Origin of the sequence: Campylobacter sp. 2018MI10, assembly GCF_018501175.1 — a bacterium.
Classification (GTDB): domain Bacteria; phylum Campylobacterota; class Campylobacteria; order Campylobacterales; family Campylobacteraceae; genus Campylobacter_E.
The window spans coordinates 146,857-164,185 of record NZ_JAHCZD010000002.1 but is presented as its reverse complement, the minus strand read 5'-3'; the positions used below and the strand labels follow the sequence as shown (position 1 = coordinate 164,185).

The 17,329-nt window shown below is 29.1% G+C and carries 16 protein-coding genes; 13 read left to right on the top strand and 3 right to left on the bottom strand.

Features of this window, described 5'->3' with window-relative positions:
* From KJR01_RS10180 to KJR01_RS10175, 3 genes are all read left to right on the top strand, one after another.
* The coding region (locus KJR01_RS10180) for a flagellin (RefSeq protein ID WP_250325108.1) at positions 1–1,825 on the top strand (1,825 nt) is incomplete at its 5' end.
* Between the two features lie 315 nt (positions 1,826–2,140).
* Positions 2,141–2,383: a hypothetical protein gene (locus tag KJR01_RS01935; RefSeq protein ID WP_214116441.1), complete on the top strand. Its 243-nt coding sequence runs from the start codon at positions 2,141–2,143 to the stop codon at positions 2,381–2,383.
* 116 nt (positions 2,384–2,499) lie between these two features.
* Entirely contained in the window at positions 2,500–2,655 is a 156-nt protein-coding gene (locus KJR01_RS10175; RefSeq protein ID WP_284467020.1) for a type II toxin-antitoxin system mRNA interferase toxin, RelE/StbE family, read from the top strand.
* A 672-nt stretch (positions 2,656–3,327) separates the two neighbouring features.
* On the opposite strand, the gene KJR01_RS01925 is transcribed toward KJR01_RS10175, so the two are convergent.
* Positions 3,328–7,245: a S6 family peptidase gene (locus KJR01_RS01925; RefSeq protein ID WP_214116439.1), complete on the bottom strand. Its 3,918-nt coding sequence runs from the start codon at positions 7,243–7,245 to the stop codon at positions 3,328–3,330.
* 162 nt (positions 7,246–7,407) lie between these two features.
* On the opposite strand from KJR01_RS01925, the gene KJR01_RS01920 reads away from it, so the two are divergent.
* From KJR01_RS01920 to KJR01_RS01875, 10 genes are all read left to right on the top strand, one after another.
* The gene (locus KJR01_RS01920) at positions 7,408–7,887 is read left to right on the top strand and encodes a phosphatidylglycerophosphatase A family protein (RefSeq protein ID WP_214116437.1); all 480 of its coding nucleotides are present in this window, start codon (positions 7,408–7,410) and stop codon (positions 7,885–7,887) included.
* On the top strand, positions 7,884–8,966 hold the full coding sequence (locus tag KJR01_RS01915) for an ABC transporter substrate-binding protein (RefSeq protein ID WP_214116436.1): 1,083 nt from the start codon (positions 7,884–7,886) through the stop codon (positions 8,964–8,966). The genes KJR01_RS01920 and KJR01_RS01915 overlap by 4 nt, the downstream gene beginning before the upstream one ends.
* A gap of 9 nt (positions 8,967–8,975) precedes the next feature.
* On the top strand, positions 8,976–9,695 hold the full coding sequence (locus KJR01_RS01910) for a substrate-binding periplasmic protein (protein WP_214116433.1): 720 nt from the start codon (positions 8,976–8,978) through the stop codon (positions 9,693–9,695).
* A complete protein-coding gene (locus KJR01_RS01905) occupies positions 9,695–10,756 on the top strand; it encodes an epoxyqueuosine reductase QueH (RefSeq protein ID WP_214116431.1) in 1,062 nt (353 codons plus the stop codon). Before KJR01_RS01910 ends, KJR01_RS01905 begins: the two co-directional genes overlap by 1 nt.
* A complete protein-coding gene (locus KJR01_RS01900; RefSeq protein WP_214116421.1) occupies positions 10,756–11,925 on the top strand; it encodes a cation:proton antiporter in 1,170 nt (389 codons plus the stop codon). The genes KJR01_RS01905 and KJR01_RS01900 overlap by 1 nt, the downstream gene beginning before the upstream one ends.
* Positions 11,926–11,989: 64 nt before the next feature.
* The gene (locus tag KJR01_RS01895) at positions 11,990–13,234 is read left to right on the top strand and encodes a citrate synthase (RefSeq protein WP_214116418.1); all 1,245 of its coding nucleotides are present in this window, start codon (positions 11,990–11,992) and stop codon (positions 13,232–13,234) included.
* Between the two features lie 168 nt (positions 13,235–13,402).
* A complete protein-coding gene (locus KJR01_RS01890; protein WP_214116410.1) occupies positions 13,403–13,954 on the top strand; it encodes a DUF507 family protein in 552 nt (183 codons plus the stop codon).
* Between the two features lie 20 nt (positions 13,955–13,974).
* On the top strand, positions 13,975–14,577 hold the full coding sequence (locus tag KJR01_RS01885; protein ID WP_336606939.1) for a sulfite exporter TauE/SafE family protein: 603 nt from the start codon (positions 13,975–13,977) through the stop codon (positions 14,575–14,577).
* 2 nt (positions 14,578–14,579) lie between these two features.
* Positions 14,580–15,773 carry a sensor histidine kinase gene (locus KJR01_RS01880; protein ID WP_214116408.1) on the top strand — a complete coding sequence of 398 codons (1,194 nt, stop codon included), beginning with the start codon at positions 14,580–14,582 and terminating at the stop codon, positions 15,771–15,773.
* Entirely contained in the window at positions 15,767–16,411 is a 645-nt protein-coding gene (locus KJR01_RS01875; protein ID WP_214116405.1) for a response regulator transcription factor, read from the top strand. The genes KJR01_RS01880 and KJR01_RS01875 overlap by 7 nt, the downstream gene beginning before the upstream one ends.
* On the opposite strand, the gene KJR01_RS01870 is transcribed toward KJR01_RS01875, so the two are convergent.
* Both KJR01_RS01870 and KJR01_RS01865 read right to left on the bottom strand, forming a co-directional pair.
* Entirely contained in the window at positions 16,406–16,870 is a 465-nt protein-coding gene (locus tag KJR01_RS01870) for a hypothetical protein (RefSeq protein ID WP_214116403.1), read from the bottom strand. The two genes, KJR01_RS01875 and KJR01_RS01870, sit on opposite strands and share 6 nt — an antisense overlap.
* Positions 16,871–16,873: 3 nt before the next feature.
* Positions 16,874–17,329 carry a molybdopterin synthase catalytic subunit gene (locus KJR01_RS01865; protein ID WP_214116401.1) on the bottom strand — a complete coding sequence of 152 codons (456 nt, stop codon included), beginning with the start codon at positions 17,327–17,329 and terminating at the stop codon, positions 16,874–16,876.

Genomic DNA, 17,329 nt, shown 5'->3' with positions numbered 1-17,329 from the left:
TGGAACGTTTTCAAACAAAGAATTTCAAATTGGTGCATATTCAAATGAGACAGTTAAGGCTAGTATTGGGGCAACTACAAGTGATAAGATTGGGTTAACTAGGTTTGAGACTGGGCATAATGTGAGACAAAGTGACCTTGCTTTAGGAGATAAAATTAATCTTACATTTAAAAACGTAGATGGAATTAATGATGTTACATTTGAGCCAGTGCAAATTGCTCAAGGTAATAATATTAAAGCAGGTCAAGGTTTAGGTGCTTTAGTTGAAGCTATTAATAAATCTACTGATAAAACAGGTATTAAAGCTTCTGTTACGGTTCAAAGTGTATTTGAACAACCTATTAAAGCAGGAACTACTTTACAAGGCTTTAGCATAAATGGTGTTACTATTGGTTCTATTGAAGTTAAAGATAAAGATGGAAATGGAGCTTTAAGAGCTGCAATTAACTCTGTAAAAGATCAAACAGGGGTTGAGGCTAGTGTTGATGAAAAAGGAAGATTAGTACTTGCTAATAGAGATGGTAGAGGTATTAAGATAACTGATGGGGTGGATAAGTCAAGTAGAACTGATGCTGATAAGCATGTGCTGTATACCAGTAATGCAAATGATACAAATGGTGCTAACGGACAAGTATTGGTAGATTTAGCAGATGCTACAGCTTGGGCAGGTGGTGGTGGTAATGTTACAACCGCTCCTACAGGTGCAGCTGGCTCTATTTTAAATAGCAAAAATACATTTGAAGATATTCAAGCAGCTCACTACGAACAAGATGCAAGAATTGCTAAAGATGGTTATGATAAAGCAACTACTGATGCCATTAAAACAGCAATTAAAAATGGTACAGAAATAGATTTAAGTGGTGTGCATGCTAAAGTACAAGGTGCATTAAATGCTACTTTAGTTCCTAATAATGCTGGTAATACAAATGGTGGTGCTACCGGTGCTGGTGCAGCTAATCCTAATGGAATAACTTATAATGATTTAGTTAATAACGCCAACGCAGCAGTAAGGGCTGTAGCTGGAGATACAAATTCTAAATTTAAAACATTAGCAGATGCTAATGCAGCTATAGATGATGCTCTAGGAAAACTTCAAAAAGTAGTTGATGCGGCTAAAGGTAAAACTATGGCTACAAACGAAGGTGAGAATGGAATGGTTGCTCATGCAGCTATGAAATTCCTTGAAGGCTTAAAAGAAGGTTTAAATGAAGCTAATAGAGAAGGTTTAAGTAGCATTATTGGTCTTACAGATGATACTAAGACTAACTTTGGAAGATTAAGTTTTTCATCAACTAATGGTAAAGACATAGTTGTAGAAGCTACTAGAGATTATGTTGGGGCTGATAATAAATTGCATAGTATGGATGTTACAAGTGCAATAGGCTATGATAAAAATGTTTCTGAAAAAACAGTTAGCTTAAGAGAAACTAATGCTACTATAGATAGAGAAACAGCAGATGCAATGGGCTTTAATGCTAATGATTGGCAAGCAACTGATGCAGGAGATAATAAGAATGGTTATGCTGCAGGTGTAATGACTTTAAAAGGCGCACAAGCAATGATGAATATTGCTGAATCAGCTCAAAAAGCTCTTGAAGCAATTAGAAGTGACCTTGGTTCTGTTCAAAATCAACTTGTTTCAACTGTTAATAATATTTCAGTTACTCAAGTAAATGTTAAATCAGCTGAAAGTAATATTAGAGATGTTGACTTTGCATCTGAGAGTGCTACATTTAGTAAGCACCAAATATTAGCTCAATCAGGTGTTTATGCAATGAGCCAAGCTAACGCTGTTCAACAAAACGTAATGAGATTATTACAATAGTTTTAAAGATAGCTTCGGCTATCTTTAAAAACGACTAAATTATTACAATAGTTTTAAAGATAGCTTCGGCTATCTTTAAAAACGACTAAATTATTACAATAGTTTTAAAGATAGCTTCGGCTATCTTTAAAAACGACTAAGGTTATTACAATAGTTTTTAAGGTGCTATCTTTAGCACCTTTTACTTATTAAACTTTTTAAAAAATATAATCAAAAAACATTTTAAACTTTTAAGAATTTAAAGCAAGAATTTTACTTAAAACTTGATAAATTAAACATATTTAGTATAAGATAACGATTACAAAAGGAGTAAATATGAATGTAATAGTAAAGATGAATGATAATCCGCACTTTTTAAAGGCTTTAAAAGAATTAGCAAAGGCATTTAACGAGCCGATAAAGATAAAGAAAGAAAAAAGCAAATTAGATGATTTTTATAATAGTAAAGAATTTTTAGATTCTATAAAAGAAGCAAAAGAATTAAAAGCTGCATATTTGCGTGGGGAAATTGAATATATGGACGCTGAAAAATTCGTAGAAGAAAGCATAAAATGGTGAAGTATCAAGTAAGGGAGACTAAAGCTTACAAAACAGCCTTTAAAAAACTAAGCAAAGCTGATAAAGAATTAACAAATAAAATTATTTTAAGATTGGCAAATGATGAAGTCTAAGAGCTGATTTATAAAGACCACGCTTTGCAAGGTAAATTTAAAGGCTATAGAGATTGCCATGTGAAAAACGATTTGGTGCTAATTTACGAAAAAGATAAAAACATTCTAACGCTAACTTGCATTAATATTGCAAATCACAGCAATTCATTCAAAAAATAATCTTTTTAAAAAAAATAATAGCTTAAACATAAATTTGAATTTATCATATTATTGATTTAATACTATTTAGGCTATCTCTAAATCAAAATATAAAGCTTTAGTAATAAAAAAATATTGATTTATATTTTTTAGTTTTTATGTGTAAATTATTGTTTTAAATTCTTTATTTTTTAATACTTAAAAAATCAATATCAGTGAGATTTCAAGTGGTTTTATGAGTAAAAAATACAATTACAATTAAATGTGTAAAAATAACATAAAAATAACTAAACTTTTAAGAAATTTGTGGATAAAAATTATAAATCTTAGCTATCTTTAACGCTTAGTAATTTGGCAAGATTTAAGAAGTAGTTTAATAAAAACAATAACTTAGCAATTTAAATTACTTTTAAAGAAAATTAAAATATTTTTATTTGAATTATTATTTTAAATTCTTTATTTTTTGTATTTAGTAATGCGAGTGAATGAATAAAGATTATTATTTAATGGTTATTTTTGCTTCTTTATATCAAAAATTAAGCTTTGCGTCATAATTTGAGTATTTAGGCGATAGAATAAATGTATTTTTAAACTCTTTATGCTTAAACTCATTAAAAAATCCAATAAATAATATTTATTGGCAAGATAAAAACATATAAAGATTTTGCACCTTTAAAATAGGTGCAAAATAAATTAAAAACTCTTTCTTAAAGTCATATTAAGCGAATAATCCACATTCAAATCACCAAAAAATGTCCTTTCAAACTCGGTCATTAGCCTTAAATTATTCGTGAAATTATAATTAAATGAAGCATTAGTTAGCATTCTTGTATCTTTTTTGCCTTCAATTTGTCTAATTACATTTAAATCTCTTATGGTTTTATCGCCGTTTTTAGCTAAATCAGCAGCAATTCCAACCCCAAATCTAAATCCAAATCTTGAATCTTCGCTACTTTGCTTACCAAAACTTAGCATTGTTTTTGTATTAAATGGAACGAATGATTTGCTTTCTAATTTTATATGCTCGGCTTTATTTTCAAGGCTAATCGCACTAACATAGCCACTAATTAACTCAACGCTAGGCTCTAAATAATAATTATTTATATAAAATCTATTGCCTAATTCTACGCTTGCTACTACGCTTTTAGAATGATTATTCGCGTTAATATAAATCGCTTTATTATTGCCATTATTTAGCGTTAGAGTATAGTCATTTTTATAATCAACATATTTTGCAATCATATCAATATAAAAACCATTATTAAAAATAAAGCTTGAATAAAGTCCCCCGCCTATGCCTTTTACTTTACCTTCTAGCATATTTTTTGTATCTAGTTTATAAATTGAATTAGTAAAGATAATTCCCGCATAAGCATTGAAATCATCCATTTCGCTAATCTTATCAGCACCGATTTGTAATTCATAATATTTGGTCTTATTATCTTTTAGATACGAACTTGCTCCACCGAAATTCCTAATCCAAATTCCGCCATTTGCAACCTCATCTCTTAGCTCTCCCATACGCTTTTGCATATTGTTCCACTCTAAAACATAGTTAAAAAATGCTTGATTTAGCGTGTTTTTAGCTGTATTTATTGAACTTTCTTTCTCTCTTACGAAGAAGTATTCTTGATAATGGCCTTTTGTTTCTACATTGCTTGGATTGTTGCTAGGATTTGGGTCAAGCTCAACTATAACAGGCTCTTCTGGGTTATTTGGAGTGCTTGGCTCATCTGGTATTGTAGGCTCATTTGGTGTTGTTGGGGTGTCTGGCTTAGGCTCAACTGGTTTAGTATCAGGCTCGCTTGGAGTTGTTGGAGTGCTAGGAATACTAGGTTCGCTTGGATTATTAACACTAGGCTCATTTGGATTAATAGGCTCACTTGGAGTTGTGTCTGTGTTAGTTGGCGGAGTTGGTTTAGTATCAGGCTCGCTTGGTTTATTTGGAGTGCTAGGCTCATTTGGTGTTGGGCTTGGCTCTGGTGATGGAGTAGATGGTATTTTTTCAAGATACCATTTAGCTGTGCCGTTTTCATCATAGTATTTTACATTAGGTTTAAGGTCGGCAAATACTGAAGCTTCACCCTTAATATCAAAATAATTTTCAGCCACTAAAGTATCATTAGTTAGGCTTGCTAAAAGTATTTTATCATCTCCGTTTAAAAAGTCTTTTTGAATTAATAAGGTATTATTATCTCCACTTGTGCTTTTGCTTATATTTAAAGCATTAGTTTTGCTTTCGTAAATATATGTTGTATTGGTTGAGTTTAGGCTACTTGCGTTTATATTTGCATTAATCATTGCACCATTAAACTCAAGGCTAGAACTATCATCAGCTGTTATTGTGCCTTTAAAATCTGTGCCATTTAAAAGGCTTAGTTTTGAATTGGTTTTCAAATCAAAATTTGAATTAATTTTGATATTTTTAGCAATGCTTTTGCCACTTGTTACTTCTTCTTGATATTTTAGATTTTTGTCATAACTTTCATTTTCTAAACTTCCTTGAAATTCTGTTGCAATAGAATTTGCCTTTATATTTTCTCCATCAAATCTATCTATATAAGCTAAATTATCGCCAATTTTAATAGTTGAAGAAATAGAATTAATGTTTTTAATATCCACATTTGAATGTTTTAAAATATCAAGACTAGCTTTATCTAAAGTTAGGCTAGCCATTTTATAATTTCTCTCTTCCCAATCTTCTTGATCTAGCCTTGTAGGGGTAGTAAACACTTCTTCTTTTAGCTTATCTTTTACATCTTGTGATACATAATTATGCACTATTGGATGACCTTGTAAAACTAAATTTCCGTTTTTAAATTCCATATTTTGAATATCTAAACCACCATCATAAACAGCGTATTTATCGGATTTATTATTGTGATTTTGAACTATATTAATATTTCCTTTAATATTTCCGTGATAAATAGTATTTGTAGGTTCTGTTGTAGCAAATTTATTGATTTCAAGAGTGCTTAAGTTAGTGCTAGTATTTGTTATCACTGCATTATTATCACTCGCGTAAAAATTATTAAGATTAATATTGTTTCCATTTAAATCAATCTTACCTGCATTCTCGCCAAAATATAAATAATTTGTATTTATTTGATTTGCGTTATTTATCTTTAAACTTGAATTATTAGTCATATAAATACTACCAAAAGTTGTGCCTGAAGAATTTTTAAACTCAACTTCACCCCCACCTATTCTAAGACCTGCATTAGGGCTACTTGAATTAACTATCAATTTACCCGCACCAATTTTATGTAAATAATCATTTTTTGCTGTTTTAGGGTCATAATTTACAACCGAATTAGCACCTATATCAAGACCGCCGTGTAAAAAGTCAAAATTACCTTTAATATCATAAGTTAAATTATCTTTTATAATCAATGCACTAGAACCTAAATCAGCATTAGCACTAAGAGTTAAAGAACCACCATTTATATAAATATCCTTATCGTTAGCCATTGCTAATACTCTTTTATTGTAATTTAATTTTGTTTGAGCGCCCAACAAACTATAATAGTGTTTAAACGATAAATCAGCTCCCATTGTTTTTTCAAGTTCTACCAAACCATCTTTTAAAGAATCAGCATCAAGTATTAAATTAGCCGTAGTGCTTATATTGTGAATTTTATTAAAATTATCCATAGTGTGATTATTTACTAAATGATAATTAGTATAAGTACAAGTTACACTATCTCCTTTACAATCAGTACCACTAGTAACACCTACCATATACCATTTCTTATCTTGATTATCCCAAACATATAATGCACTTCCACTATCTCCTTTAGAACCAGTACTTGAGAATTGAATTCTATCGCTACCTAATATATTTAGCATATATAAACCATATTCATTTTTAAAGCTATTAAAATCGCTTAAATTTGCAATTCCACCTGTAAAGTATTTATTATTAGTGCTTATTGTTTCAGCGTCATTTCTTTGCTCGGTAATTTTTTGAATACCTGTTCCATTTCTTACAAAAAGTGTATATCTAGAATTATCATATAAAGCAGCCTTACCGCTAGTATCCGAACAGCTCAAACCACCATTTTTACAAGCTTCATAATTTGTGTCTTTTCCATTCTCATCATAGTATTTTATTGGAGCAATATCTGCTTTAGTATTTAAATTAATCTTATTCATTCTAAGCTCAACAAAATCTTCTATATCAGTTCTTGGAGGACAAGTTGTATCAGCACAGTTTTTAAAATAATCATCAAAATTATTAGAAGCACTAACAGCAGTCGTTCTAACTCCACCAAATTCTATTACTGAACCAGCTTGAATTAATTTATCTTTTCTACTAATCATATGAGCTGCCGTTAAAACTCTGTTTGTTCCTATATTGGTAAATTCTCCCCTAAACAAATCCCCCGTTTTATTACTAGCACTAAAATCAATCATAGGCATAGAATAAAAACTATCTACTTTTAAAGTCCCATCTTTAGAGCTTACGCTAAGCTCTGTTGTCCCTGCTTTAAATTTGCCTTTATTAGCACCAAAATCTAAATAATCTTGATACGAAAATCTACTATCAACGGCACTTGCATTTAAACTAGAATATAAAATACTCATTAAAATTATTGATTTTTTCAACATTTTTTGCCTTTTTTATAAAAAATAATCGTTATTTTATAATGTTTTTCTTAAATTAAAAATCATAGAATTTAAAAACGATATTTAAATTCTTTAAATCAAATTCTAAAAACAAATTATTCCTTAACTAACTTAAGATATTTTTCCAAATTACAAAGGATTTTAATGAAAGAAAAATTAGCAAAACTATATTTAACATTTTTTTATTCAGGTCTTAGTCCGTTTGCAAGTGGCACAATGGGGACTATTGCGGCATTACCATTTGCTTATTTGTTACTAATTTACACAGATAAAAGCACTTTAATGCTATTAAGTATTGCAATTTTTATTGCAAGTATTAAAATCATTGACGATTATGAAAAAACTCACGAACACGATGCTAAAGAAATAGTAATTGATGAGGTTTGTGGGGTTTTTTTGGCGATTGGTATGAGTTTTAACAACTCTTGGTGGCATTTTGCTTTAGCTTTTACCTTATTTAGGCTTTTTGACATAACTAAGCCAAGTATTATTGGTAAAGTTGATAAAAAGCTAAAAGGTGGCTTAGGCGTTATGCTTGATGATTTACTTGCAGGATTTTTTGCAGGTCTTTTATGCCTTGTAATTCAAGGAATTTATTTAAATTATTTAAAGGATTTATTATGAAAAAAAGTTTAATTTTATTAGCTTCTAGTGCGGCTTTTGCTTTAGATATTGGTGTAGTTTTACCACTTAGCGGTAGCGTTGCAGCGTATGGAAATGCGGCACTTAATGGAATAAAAGTAGCAAATGCAATGCAACCAACTTTAAAAAATGGAGAGCAAATCAATTTAAATATAGTTGATACAAAAGGCGATAAAATAGAAGCCATCACAGCAACTGAAAGAGTTTTACCAAAAGTTAGTGCAATAATTGGAGAAATGATTACTGCAAATACTATAGTGGTTATGAATACAGCTGAAGCGAAAAAAGTGCCTGTAATTGCACCAGCTGCTACAAATGATAAATTATTAAAAGGCAAAAATTACGCTGCTAGAGTGTGCTTTAATGATAGTTTTCAAGGCGAAGCTATGGCAAAATATTTATTAGCTCAAGGTAAAAAAACAGCAATAATTGTAAAAGACCAAGCGACTGATTATTCACTAGGTTTATCAAAAGCTTACAAAAAAGAATTTGTTCAAGGTGGTGGAGAAATATTAAAAGAATTAATCATTACAAGTGGAGATAAAGATTTTAACGCTATTTCAGCTCAAATTGCTAGTTTAAATCCTGATGTAGTGTATTTGCCACTTTATTATCAAGAAGCAGCACTTTTTGTAAGACAAGCAAAAATCGCAGGTGTTAAAAGTATAATCGCTAGTGCTGATGGGGTTGCTGATGAGCAATTTATCAAACTTGCAGCAGAGTATTCAAACAATCATTTATATACAGATAGCTTTGATGCAAATGTTCCACCAACAGAACTTAGCAAAAAATATTTAGCAGAATATGCAAAAGCTTATAATGGAAGTCTTCCATCAAATTTTGCTGCAATGGGTGCTGATGCTTATTTTGTATTAGTAGAAGCTGCAAATCGTTGCGAGCAAATCACTAGCGAATGTATAAATCAAGAGATTAAAAAAACTAAAGATTACGAAGGCGTTAGTGGGATTATTAGCATAGATAGCACAGGAGAGACAAAAAGGTCTTTAATTATTAAAGAAGTAGTAAATGAAAACGCAGTTTATAAAGATAGCGTAAAGTAAGGGAGCAAAATGAAAAAAATATTATTTTCTTTAGCATTATTAACAAGTATGAGTGCTGATATTTTAAGAGTAGCAACAGCACCTAATTATCCGCCTTATGAATATTTAGAGAACAACGAATTAAAAGGCTTTGATGTTGATATTATTAAAGAAATTGCTAAAAGAAATAATTTAGAAGTGGAGTTTAAATATATGGATTTTGACGGATTAATCCCAAGTCTTAAGAGCAATAAAGTGGATTTAATCGGAGCAATTATGAAAAAAACTCCAGCAAGAGCTAAGGCAGTAGAATTTACAATTAATTTTAAAGATAGTTCTAATTATTTCATAAAAAGAATAGAAAATAATGAAAATCAAGAAATTAAAAATTGTAAAGATTTAGATTTTACTAATACGCTTTTTGGGGCTGAACTTGGCTCGGTGCAATATGATATAGCAAAAAAATCTAGCCAAAAAGAAGTAAAAGGCTTTGCAAATTCTAGCATTAGCATACTTTCATTACAAAGCAAAAAAATAGATGCTATAGTATTAGATAAGGTTGCTGCTGTTAATTTTTTAAATAAAAATCCTGATTTGCAAGTAGTTTGCGAGTATAAAGATGAAGACTCACAAGGATTTGCCGTAAATAAAGGTAATACAAAATTACTTGAAATAATAAATAAAAGCCTACAAGAAATGCTAGATGATGGCACAATAAATGAAATTAGTAAAAAGTATAAAATAAATTAATGCTAGTTCATATTTGTTGTAGCGTTGATTCGCACTTTTTTTTGCAAGAATTAAGAAAATTAATGCCTGATGAAGAACTCATCGGGTATTTTTATGACCCAAATATTCATCCTTTTAGCGAATATGAATTAAGATATTTTGATGTAGCAAGGTCTTGTAAAAAGCTTGGTATTAAGCTAATTAAAGGTGAATATGATTATGCTGAATGGTTTAATTATGTAAAAGGCTATGAAAATGAGCCTGAGCGTGGGAAGAGATGTTCTAAATGTTTTGATTTTAGAATGCAAAGTTCTGTTGAAATGGCTTTAAAATTAGGGCAAAAAACATTTACAACCACACTTTTATGCTCTCCTAAAAAAGATTTAGAGCAATTAAGAGTATCTATGCAAGAAGCTTTAAAAGGGACTGATTTAGAGTTTTTTTGTGTTGATTTTAGAAAAGATGGTGGAACTCAAAGGCAATTAAAATTAGCAAAAGATGATTTATTGTATCATCAAAATTATTGTGGCTGTATTTACGGCTTAGCTCAACAAAAAAGCGAAGAGCATTTGATAAAAGAATTAAGCTCAAGTATATATAAAAATCAAATTCTACCTGGCTCAATAGAAGAAAAATTGCAATTTTTTAAAAAAGTCGTAAGATTAGAAAGCAAAAATCAACAATTTAGCATTATTAGAGAAAAGTTTTTAAATTATCGTTTGCTTTATGCAAGAATTAAAGCTAATAAAAATACTGCAAAAGCTTTTGTTTTGTTTTATTCGCATTTTAAATCACGCAAAATTAATCTAAGTCTTGACATAAGTAAAGAGCTAATAATGTGTAATAAAGATGAATTATGTGTAATATCATTTAAAAAAGCGAATGAGTTTTTTAAATACGAAAATTATGAAGAATTTTTAAAAAATCCACCAAGTATTAAAAAACAAATAAGTTTTAGAGCAAAATTATTTAATCACTATAACCTAAGTCCTATTATAATTATTGAAAATATCCCCGAAAAAATTGAAATAATTGCAAAAAGCATAATTTTTGAGGATACTAGATTTATACAAGGAAATTAATGGAACTTAGCTCAAATGATTTAAATATTTTATTATTTATATCTTTTGTTGTTTTTTCATCGCCTTATATAGCAAAGCTTACTAGCTTACCTATTTTAGCGGTTGAAATTATTTTAGGAAGTATTGCTGGTGCTATTGGAATAATCACAAAAACACCTGCTTTTACCCTAGCTTCTCATATTGGATTTTGCTATTTAATGTTTATAGCAGGGCTTGAAGTAAGCCTTAAAGAATTTATAAAATTAAATGCAAATGAGCTAAAAAAAATATCTTTATTTTATTTAATTCTTTACGCTTTAGCTATTAGTATTTCATTGATACTAAAACTTAGCTTAGTAGTTGCAATAATAATTCCTGTTATGAGTATAGGGCTTATTAGTATTTTATATAAAGAATACGAAATTACTCCAAAATGGCTTAGTTTTACTATGGTTTTAGCAGCACTTGGCGAAGTAATAAGCATTGTTTTAATAACTCTTTTAAATAGCTTTTCAAACTCAAGTAGCACAATGCAAGTTGTTACTTCTGTATTGTCAATACTATTCTTTTTAGGGATTTTTGTTGTAATTTATTATATTTTTAATGCGATTTTTTGGTGGTTACCTTGGCTTAAAGAAATTTTAATGCCTGATTATGATAAAGCAGAGCGTAATGTAAGGCTTAGTCTTGCATTGTGGATGCTAGCAGTTGCTTTAATGCTTTATTTTGATTTTGAAATAGCTTTAGGAGCGTTTTTAGCTGGTATGTTTATATCTAGCTTTTTTGGGCATAAAAAGGATTTAGAGCATAAATTAAGCTCATTAGGACACCCATTTTTAATACCTATATTTTTCGTATATGTTGGGCTAAGCCTTGATTTTAGTTTGGTTAATAAAGAGCTTATATTAATGTCATTTGCTATTATTCTTACTATGTTAGTTTGTAGAATAATTAGTTCTTTTGTATTTTATAAAGACTTTAAAATATCTTGCATTTTATTAGCTTTTACATCTTGTATGCCGCTTACTTTATTAATCGCAATTGCAACTTTAGGAATGAAATTAAACTTAATTGATAATTCTTTTTATTTAGCTTTGGTTTTATCATCTTTAATTGAAGCTGTCATATTTATGTGGGCTATTCCTAAAATTTCGTTACTTATTGAAACACATAAGCAAAAATCTAAGTAAGTTTTTTACAATATTTCACAAATTCCTTTTAAAATATACATAACTATTAAAAAAGGAGTTAAAAATGGAAAAAGCAAAATTAATTTACGATGGTAAAGAATTTGAATTTGATGTATTAAGTGGAACTAGAGGTGCAAAATCAATTGATTTTTCGTCTTTATATTCAAAAACAGGTGCATTTTCTTATGATGAAGGATTAACTAGCACTGCAACTTGTAAATCAAGTATTACTTATATAGATGGAGAAGCAGGAGAATTAAGGCATCGTGGTTATTCTATTGAATGGCTAGCAGAAAATAAAACTTTTTTAGATGTAGTGCATTTATTATTACATAAAGAATTACCAAGTCCTGAAAGATTAGAAGCGTTTAGATATGAGCTTAAAAAAAGAAGCTTTATTCACGAAGGTATGCATAAATTGTTTGACGCTTTCCCTGACAATGCTCATCCTATGGCAGTTATGCAAGCAGCAGTTGCAGCACTTTCAACATTTTATCCTGACCATTTAAATATGGATAAGCACGAAGATTATATGGAAATGGCAGCCAGAATCGTAGCAAAAATACCAACAATAGCCGCTAGTGCGTATCGCTATAAAAATGGCTTTCCTATGGCATATCCTAATCTTGATCGTGGATTTACCGAAAACTTTTTATATATGTTAAGAACATATCCATACGAGCATGTAAATCTAAGACCTATTGAGGTAAAAGCACTAGATACGGTTTTAATGCTTCATGCTGATCACGAACAAAATGCAAGCACAAGTGTAGTGCGTTCAGTCGGTAGCACTCACGCTCACCCATATAGCTGTATTAGTTCAGCAATTGGTGCATTGTGGGGACACGCACACGGGGGTGCTAATGAAGGTGTGATTAGAATGCTTGAGACAATTGGCACACCTGATAGAGTTGATGAGTTTATTAAAAGAGCAAAAGATAAGAATGATCCATTTAGACTAATGGGCTTTGGACATAGAGTTTATAAAAACTTTGACCCTAGAGCAAAAGTTCTTAAAAAACTAAGAGACCAATTAATTAGCGAAATTGGAATTGATGCAAACTTTGTAAAAGTTGCAACTAGAATTGAAGAAATCGCATTAAATGATGAGTATTTTGTAAGCCGTGGATTATATCCGAATGTTGATTTTCATAGCGGCTTAATCTTAAAAGCTCTAGGAATTCCAAATGAAATGTTTGCGGTATTATTCGTAGTAGGTAGAATTCCTGGCTGGATTTCACAACTAATTGAGCAAAAAGAAAGCCCATTAAAAATAGTTCGCCCAAGACAAATTTATATAGGCGATTAAAAGAATTTGAATTCGGAAATTCCGAATTCAAATCAATGCTTTAAAACTCTTAAAAAGCTTAATATTAAGGCATTTTAAAAATTATCAAAAGTTAAAAATTAATTATTATTGTTATATTCATTTTTACTAATATATTTTATAATGAAGAAAAATAAAAAAGGATTAAAAATGCGTATTAGACAACCACATATTCCTTATGTTTCAAATAAAATTTCAATAGATTTATTAAACTCAAAATTTGTAAAATTAGTAAATGGTTTAGAGCCAGTTAAAGAAGTAGTTTCAAAAATTATTACAGCCTTAGTATTAAAAGAAAAATCACTTGATGAGAAGGTAAATGAGATTTTAGCAGAGCAAGAAAGCCAAATGGATTTAATGCAAGTTGATAGAAAAAATATGTTTTGGTTACTTAAGAAAAAACTAGCAGATGAATATAAAATCCAAATGAATTATGAAGATAGATATAATGCCTTATCTCACGCTATTTTGGACGCTTTGGTTGATGAAGATTTAATCAATTTTAATGTATCAGAAAATAGAGTAAAAAATGTGATTTATTCAAGTATGATTGAATACTTAAAAACTTACGAAGATATTGAAGACCTAGTATTTGATAAAATTAATAATTACAAAAGAAAAATCGTCCCTGGTAGCGAAGAATACGATTTAATTTACGAAAAGCTTTATGAAGAAGAGCTTAAAAAAAGGAAGATGTTATAAACAATCTTCTTAGCACTTTTGTGCTAGGACTAGGTCTTAGTCTTACTCATTGTTTTTTTATGTGTGGTGGGATAATTCTTTTATTCAACCACAAAAAGAGTAATTTTTTTGATATTTTTATATATCATTTTAGTAGAATTTGTGCTTATATTTTAATAGGTCTTATAGCTTATTTTTTAGGTTATTTTTTAAATTCTTTAAACTTACAAGTATTTTTATATTTTATCTTAGGTGCTTTTTGCGTTGTTTTAGGATTTGCTTTAATTGTTAAAGGACAACTACTAGCTTTTATAGAAAATCAATTCATATATAAAAAAATAATGGTATTTTTAAACAATAAAAAAACTTCAAAATATAAAGGCTTTATATTTGGCTTTTTAAATGGATTTTTTCCTTGTGGTTTAGTATATTTTTTCGTAGCAAAATCAATGATTGCAAAAAGCGTTAATGAAGCTTGGCTTAATATGTTAATTTTTGGGCTTAGCACTCTTCCTGCTATGCTTTTAGGCTCTATATTTATAAATAAAATTAGAAAAATTAAAAATATTCAATATTTATTTTTTGCTTTAATTATTGTTTATGGATTTTATTTGTGCTTTTTAGCACTTAAATTAAGTAGATAAAAATGTATAGATTAAATGAATATAAAAATGCAATTGAAAACACAAATATAGTTTCAAAAACAGATATAAATGGGATTATTACCTTTGTAAATGAAGAATTTTGCAATCTTTGTGGTTTTAGTGAAGATGAACTACTAGGACAAAATCACAATATTATCCGCCACCCTGATACGCCTAAGAGTGCTTTTAAAAAATTATGGGATACTATTTTAGCTGGGCGTGTTCATAAAGGAGTGGTTAAGAATAAAAAGAAAAATGGGGATTTTTTCTACGCACAAACAACAATAATTCCAATTTTTGATGAAGATGGAACAATATTTGAATTTATAGCTATTAGACACGATGTTACTAAGCTTTTTACCTTAAATGAAGAGCTTGTTGCAACTAAACAAAAGCTAATGCAATTAAATGAGAATTTAGAACAAGTCGTAGCTCAAAAGACAAATTCTTTAAAAATACTCAATGAGAATTTAGAAAAGAAAATAGAAGACGCAATAGCAATCAATAACGCTCAACAAAAAATAATATTTCAGCAAAATCGCCAAGTTATCTTAGGACAAATGCTAGAAAATATAGCTCATCAATGGAGACAACCTTTAAATGAATTATCTTTAGCTATTTATTTATTGCATAACGAAAAAAAAGATAAACATTATAAATTATGTCAAAAATTAATCCAAAATATGAGCCAAACTATTAATGATTTTAGGGACTTTATTAATCCTAATACGCCTTTAGAAAAGCATAATTTAATTAAAGTAATTAAGCATAGTTTATACATAAGCTATCAAGCATTGAAAAAAAATAATATAAAAACTACATTTGATATTGATATTAAAAAATGCTGTTTGTTATGTAATTTTAATGAATTAGTGCAAGTTCTTGTAAATATTATAAACAATGCTAAAGATGCTTTTTTAGAACAAGAACTAGATGATAAAATACTACATTTTAAAGTATTTAAAGAAAAAAAGAATTTGATTTTGCAAATTAGCGATAATGCAGGGGCAATTCCTTCTAACATAATAGAGCATATATTTGACCCATATTTTACAACTAAACACAAAAAACAAGGCGTAGGACTTGGGCTTTACATTTGTAAGCAAATTTTAAATAAAATAAATGCAGATATAAGATGTTTTAACAAGGGCAATTGTGCATATTTTGAACTTATTTTTAAAGGAGAAGAATGTTAAGTTTATTAATTGTTGAAGATGAGAAAAATATAGCTCATCTAATGGGAGATATTTTAGCACCTTTGTTTTATGAAGTGCATTACGCTCAAGATGGCTTAAGTGGATTAAATAAATTTAAAAAACTTCGTCCTGATATAGTAATTTGTGATGTATTAATGCCGCTAAAAGATGGTTTAAGCCTTGCAAAAAGCATTAAAGACCTAAGCCCAAATACGCCTATTATAGTAATTTCAGCTCATAGTGATAAAGAAAAATTACTAAAAGCTATTGATGTTAATGTGAATAAGTATTTAATCAAACCTGTAATTCCAGAAGAATTAATCGCAAGTGTAAAAAGCCTGGTTTCAAATATGAGTAAAGTTACTAAAATAGGTGATTATACGATTGATTATATGAAATCAACTTTTAAAACATTAGAATTTGAAGTTGAACTTACAAAAAAAGAATTAACTTTATTAAAAGCCCTTAGTGAACCTATAGGAAAAGTTGTAAGTCTTGATGAAATAAAAGAGATTTGCTGGGGCAAAAGCGATGTAAAAGATGGTTCTGTAAGAACATTTATAAAGCGTTTTAGAGATAAATTGGGTGTAAATATTATAAAAAATATTACTTCAACAGGTTATAAAATAGTTTTATAATATAGAATTATCGTATTTAATACCCATTCTAATAAATATAGTATTAGAATTGCTTATATTAACACTTACAGCTTCATCGCCCGGAGTGTCTTTGCCTATTAATAGCGATTTCACAGAATCATAACTTAATAATGTAGAACATAATTCCCCTGGTTTTTCAATTTTTTTAACTATCAAAAAATCTCTAAAAGTGCTAAAGTGTAAGCATTTTTCAGATTTAACAAAAAACCACATATCCTTATCAAGCCCTACTTTAGTCATCAATGGAATATCTATAAAATTTTCATTATTAGAATAATATGTATCTACATCATTAATCAATGTAGCTAAGTTTCTGATTGATTTTGACATTTCTGCTTCATTTTTTGAATTATATACCTTAAGACCTAGTAAAATAAGTAACGCAAGTACCACAATACATACAATAATAATTTCTATTACTAATGCTTTTTTATTCATTACTTAATCTTCCTTGCTGCTTAAAAGACCTGCGTTAGGCAACTTAAAGCTTCTATCCTTTGCATAAATTCTTTGATTATTAATTAAATCGTATTTCCAAATAGGTGCATTTTGTTTAAAATCTTCAATAAACTTAGCAAATATATCTAAGCCGTTTTTTCTATGTGAGCTTGCAATCCCTGCAAAATAAGAGCATTCACCTACTAATACATCTCCTTTTGCATGTGCAAAAAATAATCTAATATTTAAATTCCTAGTTTTCTCACACCAATCATCAAACCATTTTTTTAAAATTGGCTCATATATATCAAAACTAAGACCGCTAATATGACCTTCTGCCCTAATAATTCCACTAAAACTTAAAAATGCTCCATAATTTAACTCTTTGCAAATTCCACAAAATTCACTATATAAAGCTTTTTCATCAAGAGCATTATTAAATATTTGAAATTCTTTCAC